The following is a 17,114-nucleotide window of genomic DNA, read 5'->3' as shown; positions in this document are numbered from 1 at the left end:
AAATGTCCCCTTTCTTCGTTAGAGCGTCGCATCTTGACTGATCAAGTTGCAGGTATTTGTTTAAATATTTATACGCTGTATAATTCAGAGGAAATGAGGACACAATGCCAAGCGGACACATCATGATGGCCATGAGCCTCGACGGTTTCGTTGCAAGAAAAGACCATTCGCTCGATTGGCTGAATAAACAGCCCGCTGAAAACGAAGACCACGGGTTCATCGAGTTTATGAACAGCGTAGATGCTCTTGTTATGGGGACCGGATCACTGCGAACAGTCCTTGGATTTGGTCAATGGCCATATGCGAAACCCGTTGTGGTACTCAGCCGCTCCATGACGAAACAGGACCTACCTGAAAATCTACACGACAAAATTGAGTTCTCCACTGCCAGCCCCGAAGAGTTATGGGGAATCTTTCGCGAGCGCGGTTACAACCGCGTATATGTCGATGGCGGCGCGATCATTCGGTCGTTCCTTCAGGCCGGATTTGTACAAGACATGAAGATTACGTTGGTTCCTATTCTACTAGGTGATGGCATTCGCATTTTCGGTGAAACGGATGGCGATATTGATCTTGAACTGATCTCTGCCACACCTTTTCCATCGGGTATGGTCGATCTGGTTTACGAAGTGAAAAGTATATGACCAAAGCACCAACTGTCGGGCGACCAAAAAAGTCCAAGGAACGTCTATCGAAACAGCTTATCCTGCAAACAGCCCTGCCAATTGTTCAAAAGCAGGGAGCTGATGCGCTTTCGTTTCGGTTACTGGCGGATAAGCTAAAGGTCACGCCGATGGCGGTTACTTACCATTCTGGCAGCAAGCGAAAGCTACTGGCTGACCTGGTTGAACTGGCCTTTGCGAATACGCTTCAGGCCACCTTTGAAAAAAGAGCCAGCGCAAAAGCGCGTAGCATACTAAGTGCCTACTATCTTCGGGCCTTGCCGAATGCCAACCTACTGCGCGCAGTTCTGGAAGACGTCACACTCATCAGCAAAGATCTCTTGGACGTCACAGATAAGCTGCGGGCATGCACGCGGGAAATTGACGATGGTGACGAAAACGATGTGCTTTTGCATCTTCTCATCGACTATACGCATGGCTTTATCCTCTCCGCGTCAAGCGGGAAAAACAACCCGTTAACAATCGATGACTTTTTACGAGGTATTGATTGGGTACTGGCGCGTGCGATCGGCGGTGCGCACGACCGTTCAAAATGAGGCATTGAAATCTTTGAGAATTTGACCGTTCTCGGTTGAACGCCTACGTTCGCCAAACGTTTGAGGCAGAGCGCCTCGCACAAAGGAGATTTTATGAAAGAGACCCGGGTCTAACGCCTGTTCCTGGCGATCCAAATTCAGGAACACCAACATTAACGGGCACACTCACGCGTGATGCTGAGTGCCCTTTCTGTTTTGCTTTCGTACAATCGAGACCTCCCAATGAATGTCTCAATGCACGAGCAACGTATTTTGCCCGAATTCGCCCTTGTCGGGTCCATCCACTCCAAGCGCTTAGAAAACGGAAAAATGGAAGCCGTCTTTTTCGACAAGGCTGTGCACGCGTTAGCGACGGTCGTAAAGTCGAAGCCACGCTGCACCATCTTAGGTGAAACCGCGAGAATGCCGGCGTCGTTGTAGAACCGGCGGGCGATGTCGACGGCGGAAAGCTGCCGCGCGAGTTCGTGGCTGTCAGACGGGTTCCTGCACAAGCGGTCAGCGGGACGTCTATACAGACGCTGCCGAGGTGCTGACCGGTTTTGAGAGCCCAGTTTCAGTCGCTTTGCGGGCACCCGACAAAGGTGCTCAGATGACAGAACCGAGCCAAAAGCGACCCATCCGACATCCGATCTCAAAAGGAGGCTGAGACAAGACTATTTCTGATAATCTTGCAGCCTAAGGTTTCTGATCAACGGCCAGTTCAAGGCAACGAAATGAGGGCCATCATCTAAAAATCTCAGCTATTCGCGCTAGAGAGAAGTACCAGAGCCACTTGCCAAGTCACGACCAAGGCGAGCAAATAAACTATCATTTCAGAAAGCGGCTGGACAACGCTCAGTCCTGTAGGGAGCCTACAATGAAAAAGGGTATGCATCATCAAGATCCTTCATCAGGTTTCTTGGGACTCACGTTCTGGTATCAGTTGGTCGTCCTTGTGTTCTTGACCATAGCGTCGCTAGTCCTCGCCTCCTCTGTGCTGGTTCCCCTGTCTTTTGCCGCTCTCCTGTTCGTTCTTCTCACCGCGACTGCGGATCGCATTGGCAGATTCAAGATATTTGGCGGCACCGTCCCGAAGTGGCTTGCGCATTTGGCCGCAATTTCAATTGTGTTGATCGGCCTCTCGCTTGTGTTGTCGATACTATCCAGTCAAGCCGGCGCGGTTTCGGAAGCGTTTCCGCGCTATGAGGAACGGTTTTCCAGCATAGTCGCAAAGCTGGTATCACTGGTTGGGCAAGACAATTATGCAGCCGCGATCAAAGCTTTGGAGCAGATCAACCTAGCTGGGCTCGCGACAGGAGTGATCGGCTCTGCTGGGGCATTCCTAAGCGCTTTTTTCCTGGTGCTACTCTATGTGCCATTCATGTTGGTCGAACGTGTTCCAATGCGCGCCAAAATCAAACTCGCAATCAAAGACAGGGAAGCCGCTGAAAAAGTTCGTCACGTTCTTGAGAGCACGTCGGACAGCATTCAAAGATATGTTGGCATCAAAACGTTGGTGAGTGCACTAACTGGCTTAGGCAGTTATGCCGTGATGGCATCCGTCGGCCTGGACTTCTCTGAAACCTGGGCCGTTCTTGCCTTTTTGTTGAATTTTATCCCGACAGTCGGCTCTATCGTCGGCGTTGCGCTTCCTTCAATTGTCGCACTGGTACAGTTTGAAGAAGTCGTGCCCTTTCTTGTTGTTCTGATTGGTTGTGGCGCTGTTCAATTCTCTGTCGGCAATATCCTGGAGCCAATGCTACTTGGGAAAAGACTGAATTTGTCGCCATTCATGGTCATTTTGGCGCTCACGTTTTGGACTGCGATCTGGGGCATTGCCGGAGCGTTGATGAGCGTCCCGATCACCGTTTGCATCATGATTGTGCTTTCGAACATACCATCTACCCAGCCAATCGCGATACTGATGTCCGGTGATGGGAAGATAAACAACACTGACGCCGTGAACAGCTAAGCGAGAGACGTTTGCCAAACTGGATGGCAGCTTTTTACCTGACTATATCGTCGAGTGTATGTGTCAGCCCCGCACATAGTTCGAAACACCGTGTGACGTTTGAGTTTAAAGAGAAACCCGAGCTACTTACCGCTTGGGAAAACGAAATTCAGCGCATTTGGTTTAATTGAAACCTCAAAGCGTTGATCGATCATCGGCTCTCCGTCCAAATTCATATGAAACGGTTGGGAGGTTTCCAAAACCATAGATCTCAGACGAGAGCGCTGTACAACACCATCTTTGGGGTCCGAGATATCCGGCAGTCTGCCAAAGGGCAGATTTTCTGGCATTAAACGCTCTGCAGAAAGCACGCTTAAATCGAGCAACCCATCGGACACGTCCGCTTCAGGCGCCACGTCAAAACCGCCACCTGCATAGCGGCTGTTCGCAATCGCGATTGCGGAAATGGAAACGTCATACGGGTCTTCATCATCAATTGAGATTTTTGCGGGAACAGATTTTGCATCAGATAATCGAGCAAGCCCAAACAGCGTGTACGCGAGGCCCCCCAGTCTTTTCTTCATTTCCTTGGGAGTTGTTGCGGTGATCATCGCTCCAAAACCGCCGCTTGCAACATTCACAAACGGACTGCCGTTTATGTATCCGACATCAATTGGTCGCGCGTCTTCCGATGCAGCAACTCGAACAGATGTTGCCAAGTCCAAACCCTTATCACCATACGACCGGGCGAAATCATTTGCTGTCCCCAAGGGAACAAGACCTAGCGAGACAGGCGACTTTGTCTTCAACTTCAAAACAGCACTCGCGACCGAGTTCAAAGTGCCGTCACCACCGCCCGCGATCACCCTGGTTACCCCATCGCCTACGGCTTCTCGAAGGGTCTTCCTCAAGTCTTTTCCTGACCAAGGAATACACACCCTAATGCCAAGCTCTTTTTCCAATGGGCGGACAGCAGAACGCAGATCGGGTCTTGCTGCGGACTTCCTATTGACAATCAGCAGGGTACGTTTGGCCATGGTTCCAGCATAAAGCTCTCGCACGTTGGAGCAACTGCTTTAAAATTTCTAATGGCAGAGGCGCTCAAGCAATTGAAACCTTATTTGTGCTAGCCAACCCCAAATGACGATAGTCAGCTTTCTCCGCATCTCGGAGTATACAAAGCTTAGTAGTGAAGGTCCTCTTCGGGCTGTAAGTAGCTATCCGAAGATCTTCCCTGATACTACAAGCATGCCGCGAACGCGTTCACGTCGCCTCTCAAAATCATTGAGAAATTTTGCGTGTAGCAACCCAAAGAAATTCGCGCCGATTGCCCGAAACAATTCGCGATTCAATCTCGCTCGTGAACTCCCAAGGGAGAAAAAAAAGTCATTTTGCGAGATTCACAAACGAACCCATTTCCCTAGTTTTCAATCCGAACAGCCTGAACATAGAAAGATGATATTGCGCATTTTCTTGAGGCTGCGGGGATCCCTAACGCCTATACAGTACCGTCATCTTGAGCGTCCAAACTCTCGAGTCCAAAAGCTACGTTCCTCAGTTTTCGTGCGAACATGTAACATCAAACAATGCCCTGCTTAGAAGGAACCCGCGTTTCAAGCGAGGCAAGGAAGAATGGATATGTTTGAGAGAACTACTGGAAGAAGCGCTCGAGGCGCATCTGAAGCTTGAAAAGAGGGTACCACCAGAGCAGCCGACGACGAAACCTCAGTTCGAGTCCCGGCTTTTCCTCAAAGAATTCTTTCATCATCTCATCAGCTGTCTCGGCAACAGAGTAGTATGGATTAACTGATGCGGGAAACGCCCGGGATCGGGAACCGTGACTCGGCATATTTGGGTTGAAACCAAAAGCTCTTCTACATAGCGCCCAGCCTGCAGATCGCTTGGCGAAACTCCATCCTTCTCCATCTTTCGTCATTTACAAATTAAAACATTCATTTTATTGATTGTGTATGGGTAAAAATTCATTTTCTCGACGTACTTTCTTACACAACGCCGCGTGTATCGCGGCACTTGGTGTTCAGTCCAAAATCGCTTGGGCAGAGCTACAACTCGGTTCTTCGGCTCAGATTGCAACTATGTCAGACGGGTACCTGTCATTGCCTCCGGAAATGGTCTTCGGCGCCATGCCGAGGGAAGAACTCAGGCAGCTTCTGGACAGCTACAAGGTGGACGCGACCAAGTACGAGCCAGAGTGCAATGTCGCACTTTATCGAGATGGTCAAAACACGGTGCTGTTCGATGTGGGAGCTGGACCCGATTTCATGCCAACATCTGGCAAGCTTCTGGAATCTCTTGAAACTATCAACCTGTCGCCCGAAGACATATCGCACGTGATCTTCACCCATGCTCACCCGGATCACATCTGGGGCGTTTTGGATGATTTCGATGACCTTCTTTTCCCCAACGCCACGCATCACTTTGGCCGCGATGAGTGGGATTATTGGTGGAACCCCTCAACGGTGGATACCATTGGAGAAGATCGTGCTGCGTTCGCTGTAGGCGCGAAGCGGCGTATGGCGGCAATTGAGGATCAGGTCGCGCTTTTTGACGACGGACAAGAGATTCTTCCCGGTGTTGCAGCACGCGCAAGCTTTGGACACACGCCCGGCCACATGGCGTTTGAAATTCGCGGCGGCAGTGAATCCGTGATGATTGTCGGCGACGCGTTGGGAAATCCACACGTAGCTTTTGAACGCCCCGACTGGCCCAGCGGCACGGATCAGGATCAACAGGCAGCCGCAGCAACTCGGAACTCGCTGCTGGATCAGATTTCCCACGAGCAAATGAAAATAATTGGGTTCCACCTACCGAATGGTGGAATCGGCCGGGTCGAAAAGACTAGCTCTGCTTATAAGTTCATTGGAGAACCATAATGATGCGATCGCTGGCGATTGTCTTGGCCCTGGCCACACCAGCTTGGGCAAGTGAGAATATTGCAGACCAATATCCGAAAAGTGTGCTGTATTCCAAACCGGTCGAGTACATCCCCGGCGTCTATTCCGCCATTGGCGCAACCGCACCGCCGACCTACGAAAACTCTGGTCATAACAACAATCTCAGCTTCATAGTTACCGGAGAGGGCGTGATCGTCATAAACGGCGGCGCGGCCTATGTGCTTGCTGAAGCGCTTCACCAGGAAATTCAGTCGATCACGGATCAGCCGGTTAAGCTTGTCTTCAACGAGAATGGCCAGGGGCACGCGATGCTTGGCAACGCCTACTGGTCAGAGCTCGGCGTTCCAATTATCGCCCATTCGGATGCTGCGGCTGAATTTGAGGAATACGGCCCTCAGATCCTTGAAGGAATGCAACGGTACAATCAGGACAAGGCGGAAAGAACGTTTCTGGCTGGCCCAACCGAGACATTCGAGGATGAATACGTAGTTGAAATGGGTGATTTCCGGATTGAGGCCAAGTATCTCGGGCCGGCCCATAGTCCTGGCGATATCTCGATTTGGCTACCGAAGCAAAGCCTTGTCATCGCGGGTGACATGGCGTTTCACGAGCGCATGCTGCCGATCTTTCAGGAAACCTACACGGCAGATTGGCTTGAGACTTGGGACAACGAGTTCGAAGCTTTGGGAGCCACATATGTCATACCCGGCCACGGTCATCCGACAAACATGGATCAGGTGCGCCGCTATACACGCGACTACCTGATCTATCTGCGCGGCAGGATCCAAGAGCATATGGATGCCGGCGGCGATCTGGCAGAGGCTTACTACGTCGATCAGTCACCATATGCCCATTTGGACACGTTTGAGGAACTGGCGACAAAAAATGCCGGGCGCGTTTTTGAGCAGATGGAATTCGAATAGCTCAGGACGTTTGTGGAACAGGCATTCGCCTCAATAACCTATGCGTGCTGATTGCTCCAACCCACATGAAGAAAACGGCAAGCCATGCCGTCAATGACAGTGCGGACCCTCCGGAAAGCCCTGCTCCCACGGCGCAACCTCCGGCCAGCATGGCTCCAAACCCCATGAGGACAGCTCCAGCAAGGTAGCGCTCCATCGGAGTATCCGGGCCAAACCGTTCGATCTTCCACTCCCCTGCAGTTAAGGCCGCGCCTGCGGCACCAATTGCTACGCTTGGAACGAGGCCGATACCGAAGGACAACACAACGCTCCTCTCCGCAACTAACGCCATCAGTGTATCCGTGGCCGGTCCGGTAAATGTTATAGACGACACGGGCACGACGTCAAAAGATGCTTGCGCGATCGCAAAGGTCATCATCCAGCCAAGCGCCACAGCCACGCCAACGCCTGCGGCTGTTATGATTCTGACAGGCACGACTCTCCGGTGGAATGCGAATGCAATTGCCGACACCAATCCCAACGCTGCAACGGCTGTATAAGCCACTGGCGAATAACCAAGTATTTCCGAAAGATCTCTCGAGGCGCCTCCTGAGACAGTCCAGATCCCGGAAAGCAATTCGCGGGCGGGACTAAGAACGCCCGTGTAAGCAGCCTGAGCCACCAAGGTTAAAACCAATCCTGTAATCAGCGCGCGCAGATTACCGCAGGAGGCCAATACCAATAGGCGAGATGCACACCCACGCGCAAGAACCATGCCAACGCCGAACATCGCCCCGCCAATTATTGCGCCGCTAAGGCTGCCCGTCGACGCGATCGCGCGTGTCTCAGAAAGGTTTAACCACTCAAACGCGACAAACGCCTGTACTAAGGTGAGCGCAGCGGTGAAGGCGATCAGCCAAACCGCCAGGCGGGGACCAAGCTCGCCTTCGGCGACTTCGATGGTCGACGCTCGCAAACAAAAGTGAGACTTCTGAGCTGTCACGCCGAACAAGATACCGACAATCGCACCGGCAAATGCCAAAGCGCCAGGGTCTCCCAACAAATCGATGAGCCTTTCCATCAAAAGAAACTCTCACTTCGTTGCTTGCGCGTCCATGTCCTCGGTCAAGTTGTCATTGTCACTGCGCAGCCATTGGCCTGCGCGCCAATTGGCATTGAGTCCACAACTCACCCAAGGCAGATACCAGTCGATCCACGTCTTCCGTGGAATGCACTGGCGAAGGTGTAATCCGTAGACGTTCCGTTCCCTTGGGGACGGTTGGATAGTTGATCGGCTGGATGTAAATTCCATAGTCACGCATTAGTACGTCAGAGATGAAGCGACACTTGACCGGATCGCCGACCATCACAGGAATGATGTGACTTGGGTTCGGCGTATGCGGAATGCCTAGATCGTCCAGCCTGTCTCGTACCTCGCGCACGCGCTGCTGGTGCAAATGTCGTTCCGAATTGCTTTGCTTCAGGTGCCGAACCGAAGCGGCAGCTCCTGCGGCCACGGCGGGAGGCAATGCAGTGGTGAAGATAAACCCACTGGCAAACGACCGAACAAAATCGACTAGCTGTTTCGACGCCGCGATGTATCCACCGACTACGCCGAACGCTTTGCCCAATGTCCCCTCGATGACGGTTAGCCTTTCCATCAGGCCTTCGCGCTCAGCTATGCCGCCTCCGCGCGGTCCATAAAGCCCTACGGCGTGAACCTCATCCAAATAGGTCATCGCGCCGTAGCGATCGGCCAGATCACAGATCTCGGCAATTGGTGCAATGTCGCCATCCATGGAATAGACGCTCTCGAATGCAATGAGCTTCGGTGCGTTGGCAGGCAGTTCAGCAAGGTGCCTTTCAAGGTCCGCCACGTCGTTGTGTTTCCAGATACGCTTCTGACACCGACTGTGGCGAATGCCCTCGATCATCGAGGCATGGTTCAACTCATCAGACAAGACTGTGATGCCAGGTATGCGAGACGCCAAGGTTCCCAAGGCAGCCCAGTTCGAGACGTACCCAGAGGTAAACAGGAGCGCAGCGTCCTTGCCGTGCAAGTCAGCAAGCTCTTGCTCCAGCAAAACATGCTGGTGGGTGGTTCCAGAGATATTCCGCGTTCCTCCCGCCCCGGCACCAACCTCATCGATTACCTTGTGCATTGCTGCAATAACACTGGGGTGCTGACCCATGCCGAGATAGTCATTTGAGCACCACACAGTGACTTTCTCGGGTCCATTTTCCGCGTAGCTACGAGCTGTCGGGAACGCGCCACGCTGCCTTTCGAGATCCGCAAAGACCCGGTAGTTCCCTTCCTCCTGAAGCTGGCCGAGTTGATTTCGAAAAAACTGCTGATAGTCCATTTCAGTTCCCAACGGCTTCTTCGACGATGCCTGACAACAGAGTCTGGACCTTTTGCATTGGTCCATCAGGATAGCTTCGGTATCCAACCATCACGCCATCGTCGTCTTCGGTCACAAATATTCCGTAAGGGCAAAAGCCAATATTCATTGGGTCGGCTTCCATGACCTCACGCGAAATTTTTGCCGAGCAGAAAATGAAAATGTCTGCGGCCGAAAATATCTGCTTGTCGCTGCCAACATCTGCGCCTGTTCGATTCAGCATTTCCCCAACATGGCTCACATAGTCGATGACCAGCCCCTGTCCCACAATCGCGGACTCCACGGCGAACGTTGCATCATCAAAACTTCCGTCGAAGGGGATAGTGATGATCTCTTCTGTAAGCCCTTGGCTCGCCAGAACAGTGGAAAACGCGGCTGCGGCGATAAAGTGTTTCATGGTTTTAGTCCTCCTCCTGAACCGCATTTTCTCAGATTGATCATCGGAGTCTTTGACACCGGTCAAAGCCCCCAATTGCCTCAACCAAACATGTCCGACGTGATACCGGCGTACCAACCAAGAGACTCTTCGTAGGTTGCTTTCCTCAGGTCGGCATCTTCACCGGTCTGGCTGATAAAGCCATCGACTTTCGCGATCTTTTCAGGTGTCGCCTCATAAGTCGCGCCCACCTTCACGCCATCATCCGTGTCGATGAGCGACCAGCATGTGTTCGAGAACTTGGCCGGGAATACTTTTGACCCGGTCAACGCACCTCTTACTGCGTTCGCACATACCTTCGCCTGGCTGTTTGCTGAAAAACCGGATTTCGGCATGTCACCCTGTTGGCTGGCATCACCAAGAACGTAGATATCCGGATCGGCTTTGGAGGACATGTCCGCAGCGTTTACTGGTACCCAGTTGCCATCGGTCACTCCCGCCATTTCCGCAATGCGGCCGGCTTTCATCGCAGGGATTACATTGCAGACGTCGACCTTTGTCTCTTCGCCGTCGATGGTCACCGTCATTGCATCCGGATTCACGGATACATTGCCGCCGCCGAAATCTTCGCCGATCCAGTCGACCATTCCTTCATAGTTGTTTCCCCAGCCTTCTTGGAACAAAGCCATTTTCGAGAATTTCGGCTTCGGATCAGCTACAATGATCTTTGCTGTTGGGTTGTTTGCCTTCAGCACGTGCGCCACCATCGAAACCCTTTCATACGGCCCGGGCGGGCAACGGTACGGGTTAGGAGGAGCGACCATCGCGAAGGTACCTCCTTCGGGCATCGCCATGATCTGCGCTTTCAAAAGCTCAGTCTGAGAACCAGCCTTGTACGCATGTGGCATCTTGTTTTGGGCCGATAGGTCCCAGCCCTTGACCGCGCCATCAACAAAGTCGATACCCGGGCTGAGGATCAGTTTGTCATAAGGAACTGACCCACCACCTGCCAAGGACACCGTCTTTGCGTCGCGGTCGACCCCAGTCGCCCAATCATGCACGACGTTGATACCGTAGTTCGCGGCAAGCGTGCCGTAGCTGTGGGCGATGTCCGATAGCTCCTGAAAACCTCCCAGATAGAGGTTAGAGAAGAAACAGGTGTAGTAGGTCCGAGACGGCTCTATCAGCGTCACGTCAATCTCACCTTTGCTGTCCTTTGCGATGTAACGCGCGGCGGTCGCACCGCCCGCACCACCGCCAACAACCACCACGCGGGGCTTGCCTTGAGCCAGCACCATCGGAGCAGATAGTCCGGCGGCCACTACCCCGGCGGCTCCAAGAAATACTCGTCTATTGAGTGTCATCGCGTTTCCTCCCCTTAGGCACTTTCATTCTGGATTATTGAAGTAGGCGGCCAATGCTGCGATCTCGTCATTGCTCAGCCGTCCGGCAATCATTTGCATGACCGGATGTGGCCGCTGTTTGTCTTTGTAAGCGTGCATGGCGACCACGAAGTCTTCGTCAGGCCAATACACAATCGAAGGAATGCCCTCATCGCCACCTTCGATCTGGTGACACGTTGTGCATTCGCTGCTGAGATATGCGCCGTACTCAGGATCTCCCTGTATCGCCAGGATCGCGGGATCGATCGAATGATCCGTGCCTTTCGCCGTTGGGTCCGCTTCCGGGATGTCCTGAGGATTGTCAGAGAACGCCCGCAAATAGGCGATCACGTTGGCGCGGTCTTCCGGGTCTTTCAAACCGGGAAAACTCATCCTCGTGCCCGACGCAAATGCACGTGGGTTTTCAATGTAGGCGGACAGAGTATCAGCGTGCCATTCCAGACCCGAGTTACCCGCACGCTCTAGGCTCCTTGAGTAATTGAACCCAACCAGACCAGCAGCCTTGCGCCCAAAGACACCATTCAAATGCGGCCCGATTTTGTTTTTGGCTCCATCTCCAACCTGATGACAGCCTTTGCATTTGGCGAACACTTCTTTTCCGGCTTCGGCGTCGCCGAGGCCTTCGGTGGCGTGGGTCGATGGGGCAACAGCAACCATAACCGCCGCGCAGCTCAAAAAAATGTTCAACCACCGCATGATCAGCTTCCGAACGACTTGAGGTAAACGATCACGGCTTCAATATCGTCTGGTTTCCTAAGCCCAGCAAAAGACATGCGTGTGCCCTTCATGTAGTCCTTGGGTTTTGCCAGGAAGGCCGCCATTTCTTCTTCGGTCCAAACAAGACCAGCCTCGGCAGCTGTTTTCATAGCTTTGGAGTATTTGAACCCTTCAACCGACCCTGCGTTGGCTCCGATAACCCCGTTCAGCGCCGGACCCGTACTGTCCTTTGCACCGTCACCAACCTGATGGCAGGACTTACACTTCTTGAAGACCTTCTCACCAGCTGCGAACAGTTCCGTAGTTTGGTCAGCCTCGTCGATTTCCTGAACATCCGGTGTTGCGGTGGCTTCTTCCTCAGGCTTTGGCGCTGCGGCTGGAATGAACGAGGGCCCTTCCGCCGTGAACGTCGGTAACCCGTCCGCGCTGGCTTCATTCATGACCGAATTCGAACCGCCTTCTGGTGGTGTCTCAACCAAAAAGACAGAACGCATAGTAACCGCTGCCTCTGTCTTGCAGTTCTCCATGCAAGGCTCTTCTCGCCATTCCGCGTATTCCGTCTCGGGTCGCACATCGACGACAAAACCGTCCATATTGTACATCTCGAAATCGGCGAAGTTTTCCTTGCTGAGAACGAAATCGTCATCCACCAGATCGTTGGAATAAAGGATATATGCGACAATTGCGTAGGTCTCATCCGCCGTAAGTGTGCCTGCTTCACCAAATGGCATTGAGCGGGAAATGTAGTCCCAGGCGGTCGACAAATGCGGCCAATAAGACCCAACAGTTTTCACCGGATCTTCGTCGGCAAGTGTGTCGAAACCGCCGGCCAGAACAGGCCAATTGTCGGCGCCTTCGGCAAACTCTCCGTGACAGGACGCACAACGATCGACAAACACTTCTTCTCCGGTCCAGACATCGCCTGATCCAACCGGCAAACCGCGCCCGTCGGGCAAGACATCGACGTCCCAGGCCGCAATCTCTTGCTCCAGCGCGGGGCGCCCAAGCCCGTACGTGCCCTCGTTGTTGGGCGCAGGCGCGGTCAGGTTCATCCCGTTCGCGACCCGCTCGACCGCTGCAGTCTGGATTTCATCGACCTTGGCCGCCAGTTCGGCTGCCCGGTCGGCCTCTGCTTGCGCGTTTTCCTGGGCTGTAGCTGCATGCGCCTCAACCTGACTGATCCGGGTTTCCAAGGTTTCTATCTGCGATTGGCCGTAGTTCCGGTTCGCAATAGCCACTGCCGCCGCAAGCACCAACGCCGTGCCGCCGAATACAGGCAGGAAAACATGACTAAGAGACTTCGACATTCTCGGCGATCCCTTCTGCGCTCACGTACCAAGTCTGGATACAATTGTTGTGGTAGACAGAGTTTTCTCCGCGCTTTTCGCGCAGTTGGTCTTTTGTCGGCTGCACATAGCCGGTCTCATCTATCGCCCGGGCCTGCAAAAGCATTGGTGCTCCGTCCCAGTTCGTATCGAGATAGAAGCGCGTCAAAGCCTTGCTGTCGCCCTGCTTGCCAAGGCGCGCCGTCTCCCAGGTGATCCCACCGTCCTTGGACACATCGACCCGCGTAATTTGTCCGTGGCCTGACCAGGCAAGCCCGGAAATGACCAAGGGTCCCGGTCCGTGTTTGATCGGCATTTGCGGGCTGGGTGAAGTGATGACGGATTTTGCATCCATCACCCACGTCCATTTCTGGGCTGTGCCATCGGCGTAGACATCAGTGTATTTTGATGTTTCTTCACGGCTTTCGACCGCCATATCGACAACTTCGATGCGGCGCAGCCACTTGACCCACATGTTGCCTTCCCAGCCAGGAACAACTAGCCGCACGGGGTAACCGTGTTCCATGCGCAGTGCTTCACCATTTGCCTTGAAAGCCACCAACACGTCATCCAGTGCTTTTTCCATCGGGATAGAGCGGCCATTGGATGACGCATCTGCGCCCTCAACATAGACCCATTTGTCGGGTGAGATATCGACGCCTGCTTCCTGCAACAGCGTACGCAGCGGAACACCGGTGTATTCCATGTTGTGAATCATGCCGTGCGTAAATTGGACGCCGTTGAGTTGCGCACCCGCCCACTCCATACCGGTATTTGCCGCACATTCGCAGAAATACACATGGTTTTCGCGCGGGAACCGCTCAATGTCGTCGTAAGTAAATACAAGCGGGCGATCGACCAACCCGTTGATCATCAGGCGATAATCCTCTTTGCGCAGCTCTATCGCGCCGGAATGGTGACGCTCAAAAGCGCATCCTTGCGGAGTGATCGTACCATCAAGCGCGTGGATCGGTGTGAAGTTGATCGACGAGATCGGAGAGGCGGTCAGCCATTCCACGTTGCGCCGAACGACATGAGATTCGAAACTGATCGGCAGGCCATAAGGTGACTCATCGACACCGGCACCCGTATAAGACGCCCAATCCTGAAGCTCTGTTATCAGTGGATCGGGCGTGTCTGCCGCTGCTGCCCCTGCAACGGACCCTGCGGCGACCGCGGCGCTGCCTTTCAGGAAGGCCCGGCGGGACGGTTTGAACGCGTCATCCATATCTCTTAGGTCTCCATCTGTTTCTTAAGCGCCGACAACATCGACACTGGTGTTCTCTTGGACCGTGACGGTGCCAAGGTTGCGAATGTGGTTTTCGACGACATCCCAGATCGGCGGGCCCTCGGTGCCTTCGTTGACACTGGCCCAACCAGCCACGACGTAGGTCTTCGATGGATCAATCGCTTCACCCGTTTTGAGCAGGGTCATTTCGCTGATCCGCTGCCCTTGTGGTTTGGTCACATCGATGCGGTAGCCAAGCCCGCCTACGCGGACCATATCGCCGCCCTGCTGGTAGTAAGGGTCGGGATTGAACAGGTTGTCACCGACATCCTCAAGGATCACATGGATGAATTCGCCTGTCATTTCTGTGCGATAGGCATTGGGATACGACATCGATGTGACGTTCCAGATGTCCTCGCGCGTGATATCTTGTCCCGGCAGGATTGACGGCCCCCAACGGACGCCAGGCGACATCGCGATGTCTGCCTCACGCTCATTGATCAGGGCATCGCAAATCAGGTCATCCCAGGTGCCGTTAAAGTTGCCGCGGCGGTAGAGCAACGAATCCGTTTTGCCAATCACCTCGCTCAGCGCAGCCTCGTACGGCGCGCGCTGATCATTTATCAGAGCGGTGATCGCAGGATCAGGAGCAATGACGTCAGAGAAGATCGGGATCAGCTTGTGCTTCAGCCCCATCATCTGTCCATCTCTCACGTCGAGATCGACGCGGCTGACGAATTTTCCGTTCGAGCCAGATGCGATGATATGCGTTTTACCGACCAGAACCGGCTCGGGAAGTGCGTCATGGGTGTGACCGCTGAGGATCACGTCGATCCCTTGCACGCGGCCCGCCATCTTCTTGTCCACGTCAAAGCCGTTGTGGCTAAGGACAACTACGACATCGGCACCGGCATCGCGAACCTCGTCGACCATGGCCTGCATGTTTTCATCCCGGATACCGAATGAGTACTCGGGGAACATCCAACCTGGGTTCGCGATTGGCATGTAAGGAAACGCTTGCCCGATCACGGCGACCTTTGCACCGCCCCGATCAAAGAACTTATAGGGTTGGAACAATTCTGCAGGTTCGTCCCACTCGGCATCAAAGATGTTCTGACCTAAGGCTGCAAAGGGCAAACCTTCGACGATTTCGTTTACCCTGTCGCTGCCCAGCGTGAACTCCCAATGGAAGGTCATGGCGTCGGGTTTCAGCGCGTTCATGACATTGACCATGTCCTGACCGGCCGTCTGATAGCAGGTGTAGGAACCGTGCCAAGTATCGCCCCCGTCCAATAGAAGGGCATCAGGACGGTCAGCACGAATGGCCTTGATGACAGTTGAGACGCGGTCCAATCCACCAACCCGACCGTAGGTCTTGGCCAGCGCAGAGAAATCATTGTAGGTCAACGCATAGGCCGACGGGCTCCCATCTTCGATCCCATAGGCCTTGCGGAACGCCGCCCCTGTGACATGCGGCATCTGCCCTCGCGCATCGCCAATACCAAGGTTTATCTCGGGTTCGCGGAAATAGATCGGTTTGAGTTGCGCGTGAATATCGGTGACATGGATCAAGCTGATATTGCCGAAGGTCTCGAACTCCAGCAATTGATCCTGCGTTAGGCTTTGCTGCGCAGCAAGCTTGGCCCATTTGCCAAACCCGGACGCCCCGTAGAGAGCCGAGGCTGCCATTGAAACCTGCAAGAAGTCACGTCGAGAAATCATCTACCAGCTTTCCTGTAACACATATAAATGTGTGAATGTTATATGCATGAAAAACCCGCGCAGGACAACGCCCGCGCGGCTCGTTCGTTATTGGCGTACTGCAGGAGTTTCGACTGAAAGCCCATTGCCACGCGAGGCCACATAGAGCTCAAGCGCACGAAACTCGTCCGATCCTTCGGCAAAAGTTTCCGCCCGCGTATCGCGAATACAGCCGCGGAAACGATTGTGACGCGAGATCAGCTTGGCCTGTTTCAGACGATATGTCGGGAACCCGTTAATCATACCTTGGCTCAGGTGGTCGGCACGGATCATGTTGCCCCAGTTGTCTTCATGACAATTGGCACAGCTCAACTCCAGCTGACCATAGCGGGTATAATACATCTCCTTGCCCTGCTCCCAGTATGGGGCGGCATCGCCATCAATCGCGACGTTCATAGGCAACCCACGTGATTGCAGGCCGATCAAAGCGACCATGCCCTGCATGTCGCCCCCGGACCATTTCCAGGCATCCGCTTCCATGCGGTCCGTACGACACTTGTTGATCAGATCTTCCATGACGACCAGCTTGCCGGTTTCGGCATCCACCTTCGGCATGGACGCCTGCAATCCCTTGAAGCTTTCCACCCCATCGTGGCATGAGGCACAGCTCTCGCCAGCGGCGCCATCAACGGTCTCGAAGAGATCGGCGGCTTGATCGACGAAGATCATTGCAGGATTGTCGAAGTCATCAATTTGAAGCGCTTGCGTTTCATCCGTGCGGAAATGCCAACCCGAATAGATCGTGTCCAAATTTTCCAGATGTGCCGGAGCATCAGTGACCGAGGTCATGTCCAGCTCATCATTGATCATGAGATTGTCTTCGTCCGGTCCAGCCATCGCTGCAGCCGGGAAAATCAGAATCGCCGCGATCGCCCTAATTGCCTTGGTATTCATTGCGTTCCTCCCTTGGTGGATCAGCGCCAATTCCTCGGACCC

General features: G+C 53.7%; 15 protein-coding genes. 5 read left to right on the top strand and 10 right to left on the bottom strand.

All coding sequences use genetic code 11. The features are described 5' to 3' along the window. Positions 1 to 104 precede the first annotated feature (104 nt). The 3 genes from ACRZ95_RS12475 (at position 105) to ACRZ95_RS12465 (ending at position 3,170) form a co-directional block, all read left to right on the top strand. The gene (locus tag ACRZ95_RS12475; protein ID WP_170679116.1) at positions 105 to 644 is read left to right on the top strand and encodes a dihydrofolate reductase family protein; all 540 of its coding nucleotides are present in this window, start codon (positions 105 to 107) and stop codon (positions 642 to 644) included. Continuing rightward, positions 641 to 1,219 (top strand): TetR family transcriptional regulator, encoded by a 579-nt coding sequence (locus ACRZ95_RS12470; RefSeq protein WP_170679118.1) that lies wholly within the window; start codon positions 641 to 643, stop codon positions 1,217 to 1,219. Before ACRZ95_RS12475 ends, ACRZ95_RS12470 begins: the two co-directional genes overlap by 4 nt. 856 nt (positions 1,220 to 2,075) lie before the next feature. Then, complete coding sequence (locus ACRZ95_RS12465) at positions 2,076 to 3,170, top strand: AI-2E family transporter (RefSeq protein ID WP_170679120.1); 1,095 nt, start codon at positions 2,076 to 2,078, stop codon at positions 3,168 to 3,170. A 122-nt stretch (positions 3,171 to 3,292) separates the two neighbouring features. On the opposite strand, the gene ACRZ95_RS12460 is transcribed toward ACRZ95_RS12465, so the two are convergent. After that, positions 3,293 to 4,186 carry a YegS/Rv2252/BmrU family lipid kinase gene (locus tag ACRZ95_RS12460; RefSeq protein ID WP_170679122.1) on the bottom strand — a complete coding sequence of 298 codons (894 nt, stop codon included), beginning with the start codon at positions 4,184 to 4,186 and terminating at the stop codon, positions 3,293 to 3,295. 933 nt (positions 4,187 to 5,119) lie between these two features. On the opposite strand from ACRZ95_RS12460, the gene ACRZ95_RS12455 reads away from it, so the two are divergent. Together ACRZ95_RS12455 and ACRZ95_RS12450 are read left to right on the top strand one after the other, a co-directional pair. Further along, positions 5,120 to 6,043: an MBL fold metallo-hydrolase gene (locus tag ACRZ95_RS12455; protein WP_170679124.1), complete on the top strand. Its 924-nt coding sequence runs from the start codon at positions 5,120 to 5,122 to the stop codon at positions 6,041 to 6,043. A 2-nt stretch (positions 6,044 to 6,045) separates the two neighbouring features. Beyond that, entirely contained in the window at positions 6,046 to 6,987 is a 942-nt protein-coding gene (locus ACRZ95_RS12450; RefSeq protein ID WP_170679322.1) for an MBL fold metallo-hydrolase, read from the top strand. A 1-nt stretch (position 6,988) separates the two neighbouring features. Here ACRZ95_RS12450 and ACRZ95_RS12445 read toward each other — a convergent pair whose 3' ends face one another. The 9 genes from ACRZ95_RS12445 to soxA all read right to left on the bottom strand — a co-directional run bounded on the left by ACRZ95_RS12445 (position 6,989) and on the right by soxA (position 17,072). Beyond that, the gene (locus ACRZ95_RS12445; RefSeq protein WP_480554999.1) at positions 6,989 to 8,047 is read right to left on the bottom strand and encodes a YeeE/YedE family protein; all 1,059 of its coding nucleotides are present in this window, start codon (positions 8,045 to 8,047) and stop codon (positions 6,989 to 6,991) included. Positions 8,048 to 8,105: 58 nt separating this feature from the next. Further along, positions 8,106 to 9,329 (bottom strand): 5-aminolevulinate synthase, encoded by a 1,224-nt coding sequence (gene hemA / locus ACRZ95_RS12440; protein WP_170679128.1) that lies wholly within the window; start codon positions 9,327 to 9,329, stop codon positions 8,106 to 8,108. A 1-nt stretch (position 9,330) separates the two neighbouring features. Beyond that, the gene (locus tag ACRZ95_RS12435; RefSeq protein ID WP_170679324.1) at positions 9,331 to 9,765 is read right to left on the bottom strand and encodes a DUF302 domain-containing protein; all 435 of its coding nucleotides are present in this window, start codon (positions 9,763 to 9,765) and stop codon (positions 9,331 to 9,333) included. A gap of 80 nt (positions 9,766 to 9,845) precedes the next feature. After that, a complete protein-coding gene (locus tag ACRZ95_RS12430; protein ID WP_170679130.1) occupies positions 9,846 to 11,108 on the bottom strand; it encodes an NAD(P)/FAD-dependent oxidoreductase in 1,263 nt (420 codons plus the stop codon). Positions 11,109 to 11,132: 24 nt separating this feature from the next. After that, positions 11,133 to 11,843, bottom strand: coding sequence for a c-type cytochrome (locus ACRZ95_RS12425; protein ID WP_170679132.1), 711 nt, complete (start codon positions 11,841 to 11,843; stop codon positions 11,133 to 11,135). Positions 11,844 to 11,845: 2 nt separating this feature from the next. After that, positions 11,846 to 13,171, bottom strand: a complete 1,326-nt coding sequence (locus ACRZ95_RS12420; protein WP_170679134.1) for a c-type cytochrome — start codon at positions 13,169 to 13,171, stop codon at positions 11,846 to 11,848. After that, positions 13,155 to 14,417, bottom strand: a complete 1,263-nt coding sequence (soxC, locus tag ACRZ95_RS12415; RefSeq protein ID WP_170679136.1) for a sulfite dehydrogenase — start codon at positions 14,415 to 14,417, stop codon at positions 13,155 to 13,157. Before soxC ends, ACRZ95_RS12420 begins: the two co-directional genes overlap by 17 nt. Before the next feature lie 24 nt (positions 14,418 to 14,441). Further along, positions 14,442 to 16,139: a thiosulfohydrolase SoxB gene (soxB, locus tag ACRZ95_RS12410; RefSeq protein ID WP_170679138.1), complete on the bottom strand. Its 1,698-nt coding sequence runs from the start codon at positions 16,137 to 16,139 to the stop codon at positions 14,442 to 14,444. Positions 16,140 to 16,226: 87 nt separating this feature from the next. Beyond that, a complete protein-coding gene (soxA, locus tag ACRZ95_RS12405; protein ID WP_170679140.1) occupies positions 16,227 to 17,072 on the bottom strand; it encodes a sulfur oxidation c-type cytochrome SoxA in 846 nt (281 codons plus the stop codon). Positions 17,073 to 17,114 lie beyond the last annotated feature (42 nt).

The sequence above is a fragment of the Ruegeria sp. AI3 genome, from assembly GCF_056541245.1.
This window is presented reverse-complemented; position numbering and strand designations above follow the sequence as displayed.

Excerpts from the sequence above, each read along its gene's own strand:
- ACRZ95_RS12475 (WP_170679116.1), top strand. The coding sequence starts at position 105 with ATGCCAAGCGGACACATCATGATGGCCATGAGCCTCGACGGTTTCGTT.
- ACRZ95_RS12470 (WP_170679118.1), top strand. The coding sequence starts at position 641 with ATGACCAAAGCACCAACTGTCGGGCGACCAAAAAAGTCCAAGGAACGT.
- ACRZ95_RS12465 (WP_170679120.1), top strand. The coding sequence starts at position 2,076 with ATGAAAAAGGGTATGCATCATCAAGATCCTTCATCAGGTTTCTTGGGA.
- ACRZ95_RS12460 (WP_170679122.1), bottom strand. The coding sequence starts at position 4,186 with ATGGCCAAACGTACCCTGCTGATTGTCAATAGGAAGTCCGCAGCAAGA.
- ACRZ95_RS12455 (WP_170679124.1), top strand. The coding sequence starts at position 5,120 with ATGGGTAAAAATTCATTTTCTCGACGTACTTTCTTACACAACGCCGCG.
- ACRZ95_RS12450 (WP_170679322.1), top strand. The coding sequence starts at position 6,046 with ATGCGATCGCTGGCGATTGTCTTGGCCCTGGCCACACCAGCTTGGGCA.
- ACRZ95_RS12445 (WP_480554999.1), bottom strand. The coding sequence starts at position 8,047 with ATGGAAAGGCTCATCGATTTGTTGGGAGACCCTGGCGCTTTGGCATTT.
- hemA (WP_170679128.1), bottom strand. The coding sequence starts at position 9,329 with ATGGACTATCAGCAGTTTTTTCGAAATCAACTCGGCCAGCTTCAGGAG.
- ACRZ95_RS12435 (WP_170679324.1), bottom strand. The coding sequence starts at position 9,765 with ATGAAACACTTTATCGCCGCAGCCGCGTTTTCCACTGTTCTGGCGAGC.
- ACRZ95_RS12430 (WP_170679130.1), bottom strand. The coding sequence starts at position 11,108 with ATGACACTCAATAGACGAGTATTTCTTGGAGCCGCCGGGGTAGTGGCC.
- ACRZ95_RS12425 (WP_170679132.1), bottom strand. The coding sequence starts at position 11,843 with ATGCGGTGGTTGAACATTTTTTTGAGCTGCGCGGCGGTTATGGTTGCT.
- ACRZ95_RS12420 (WP_170679134.1), bottom strand. The coding sequence starts at position 13,171 with ATGTCGAAGTCTCTTAGTCATGTTTTCCTGCCTGTATTCGGCGGCACG.
- soxC (WP_170679136.1), bottom strand. The coding sequence starts at position 14,417 with ATGGATGACGCGTTCAAACCGTCCCGCCGGGCCTTCCTGAAAGGCAGC.
- soxB (WP_170679138.1), bottom strand. The coding sequence starts at position 16,139 with ATGATTTCTCGACGTGACTTCTTGCAGGTTTCAATGGCAGCCTCGGCT.
- soxA (WP_170679140.1), bottom strand. The coding sequence starts at position 17,072 with ATGAATACCAAGGCAATTAGGGCGATCGCGGCGATTCTGATTTTCCCG.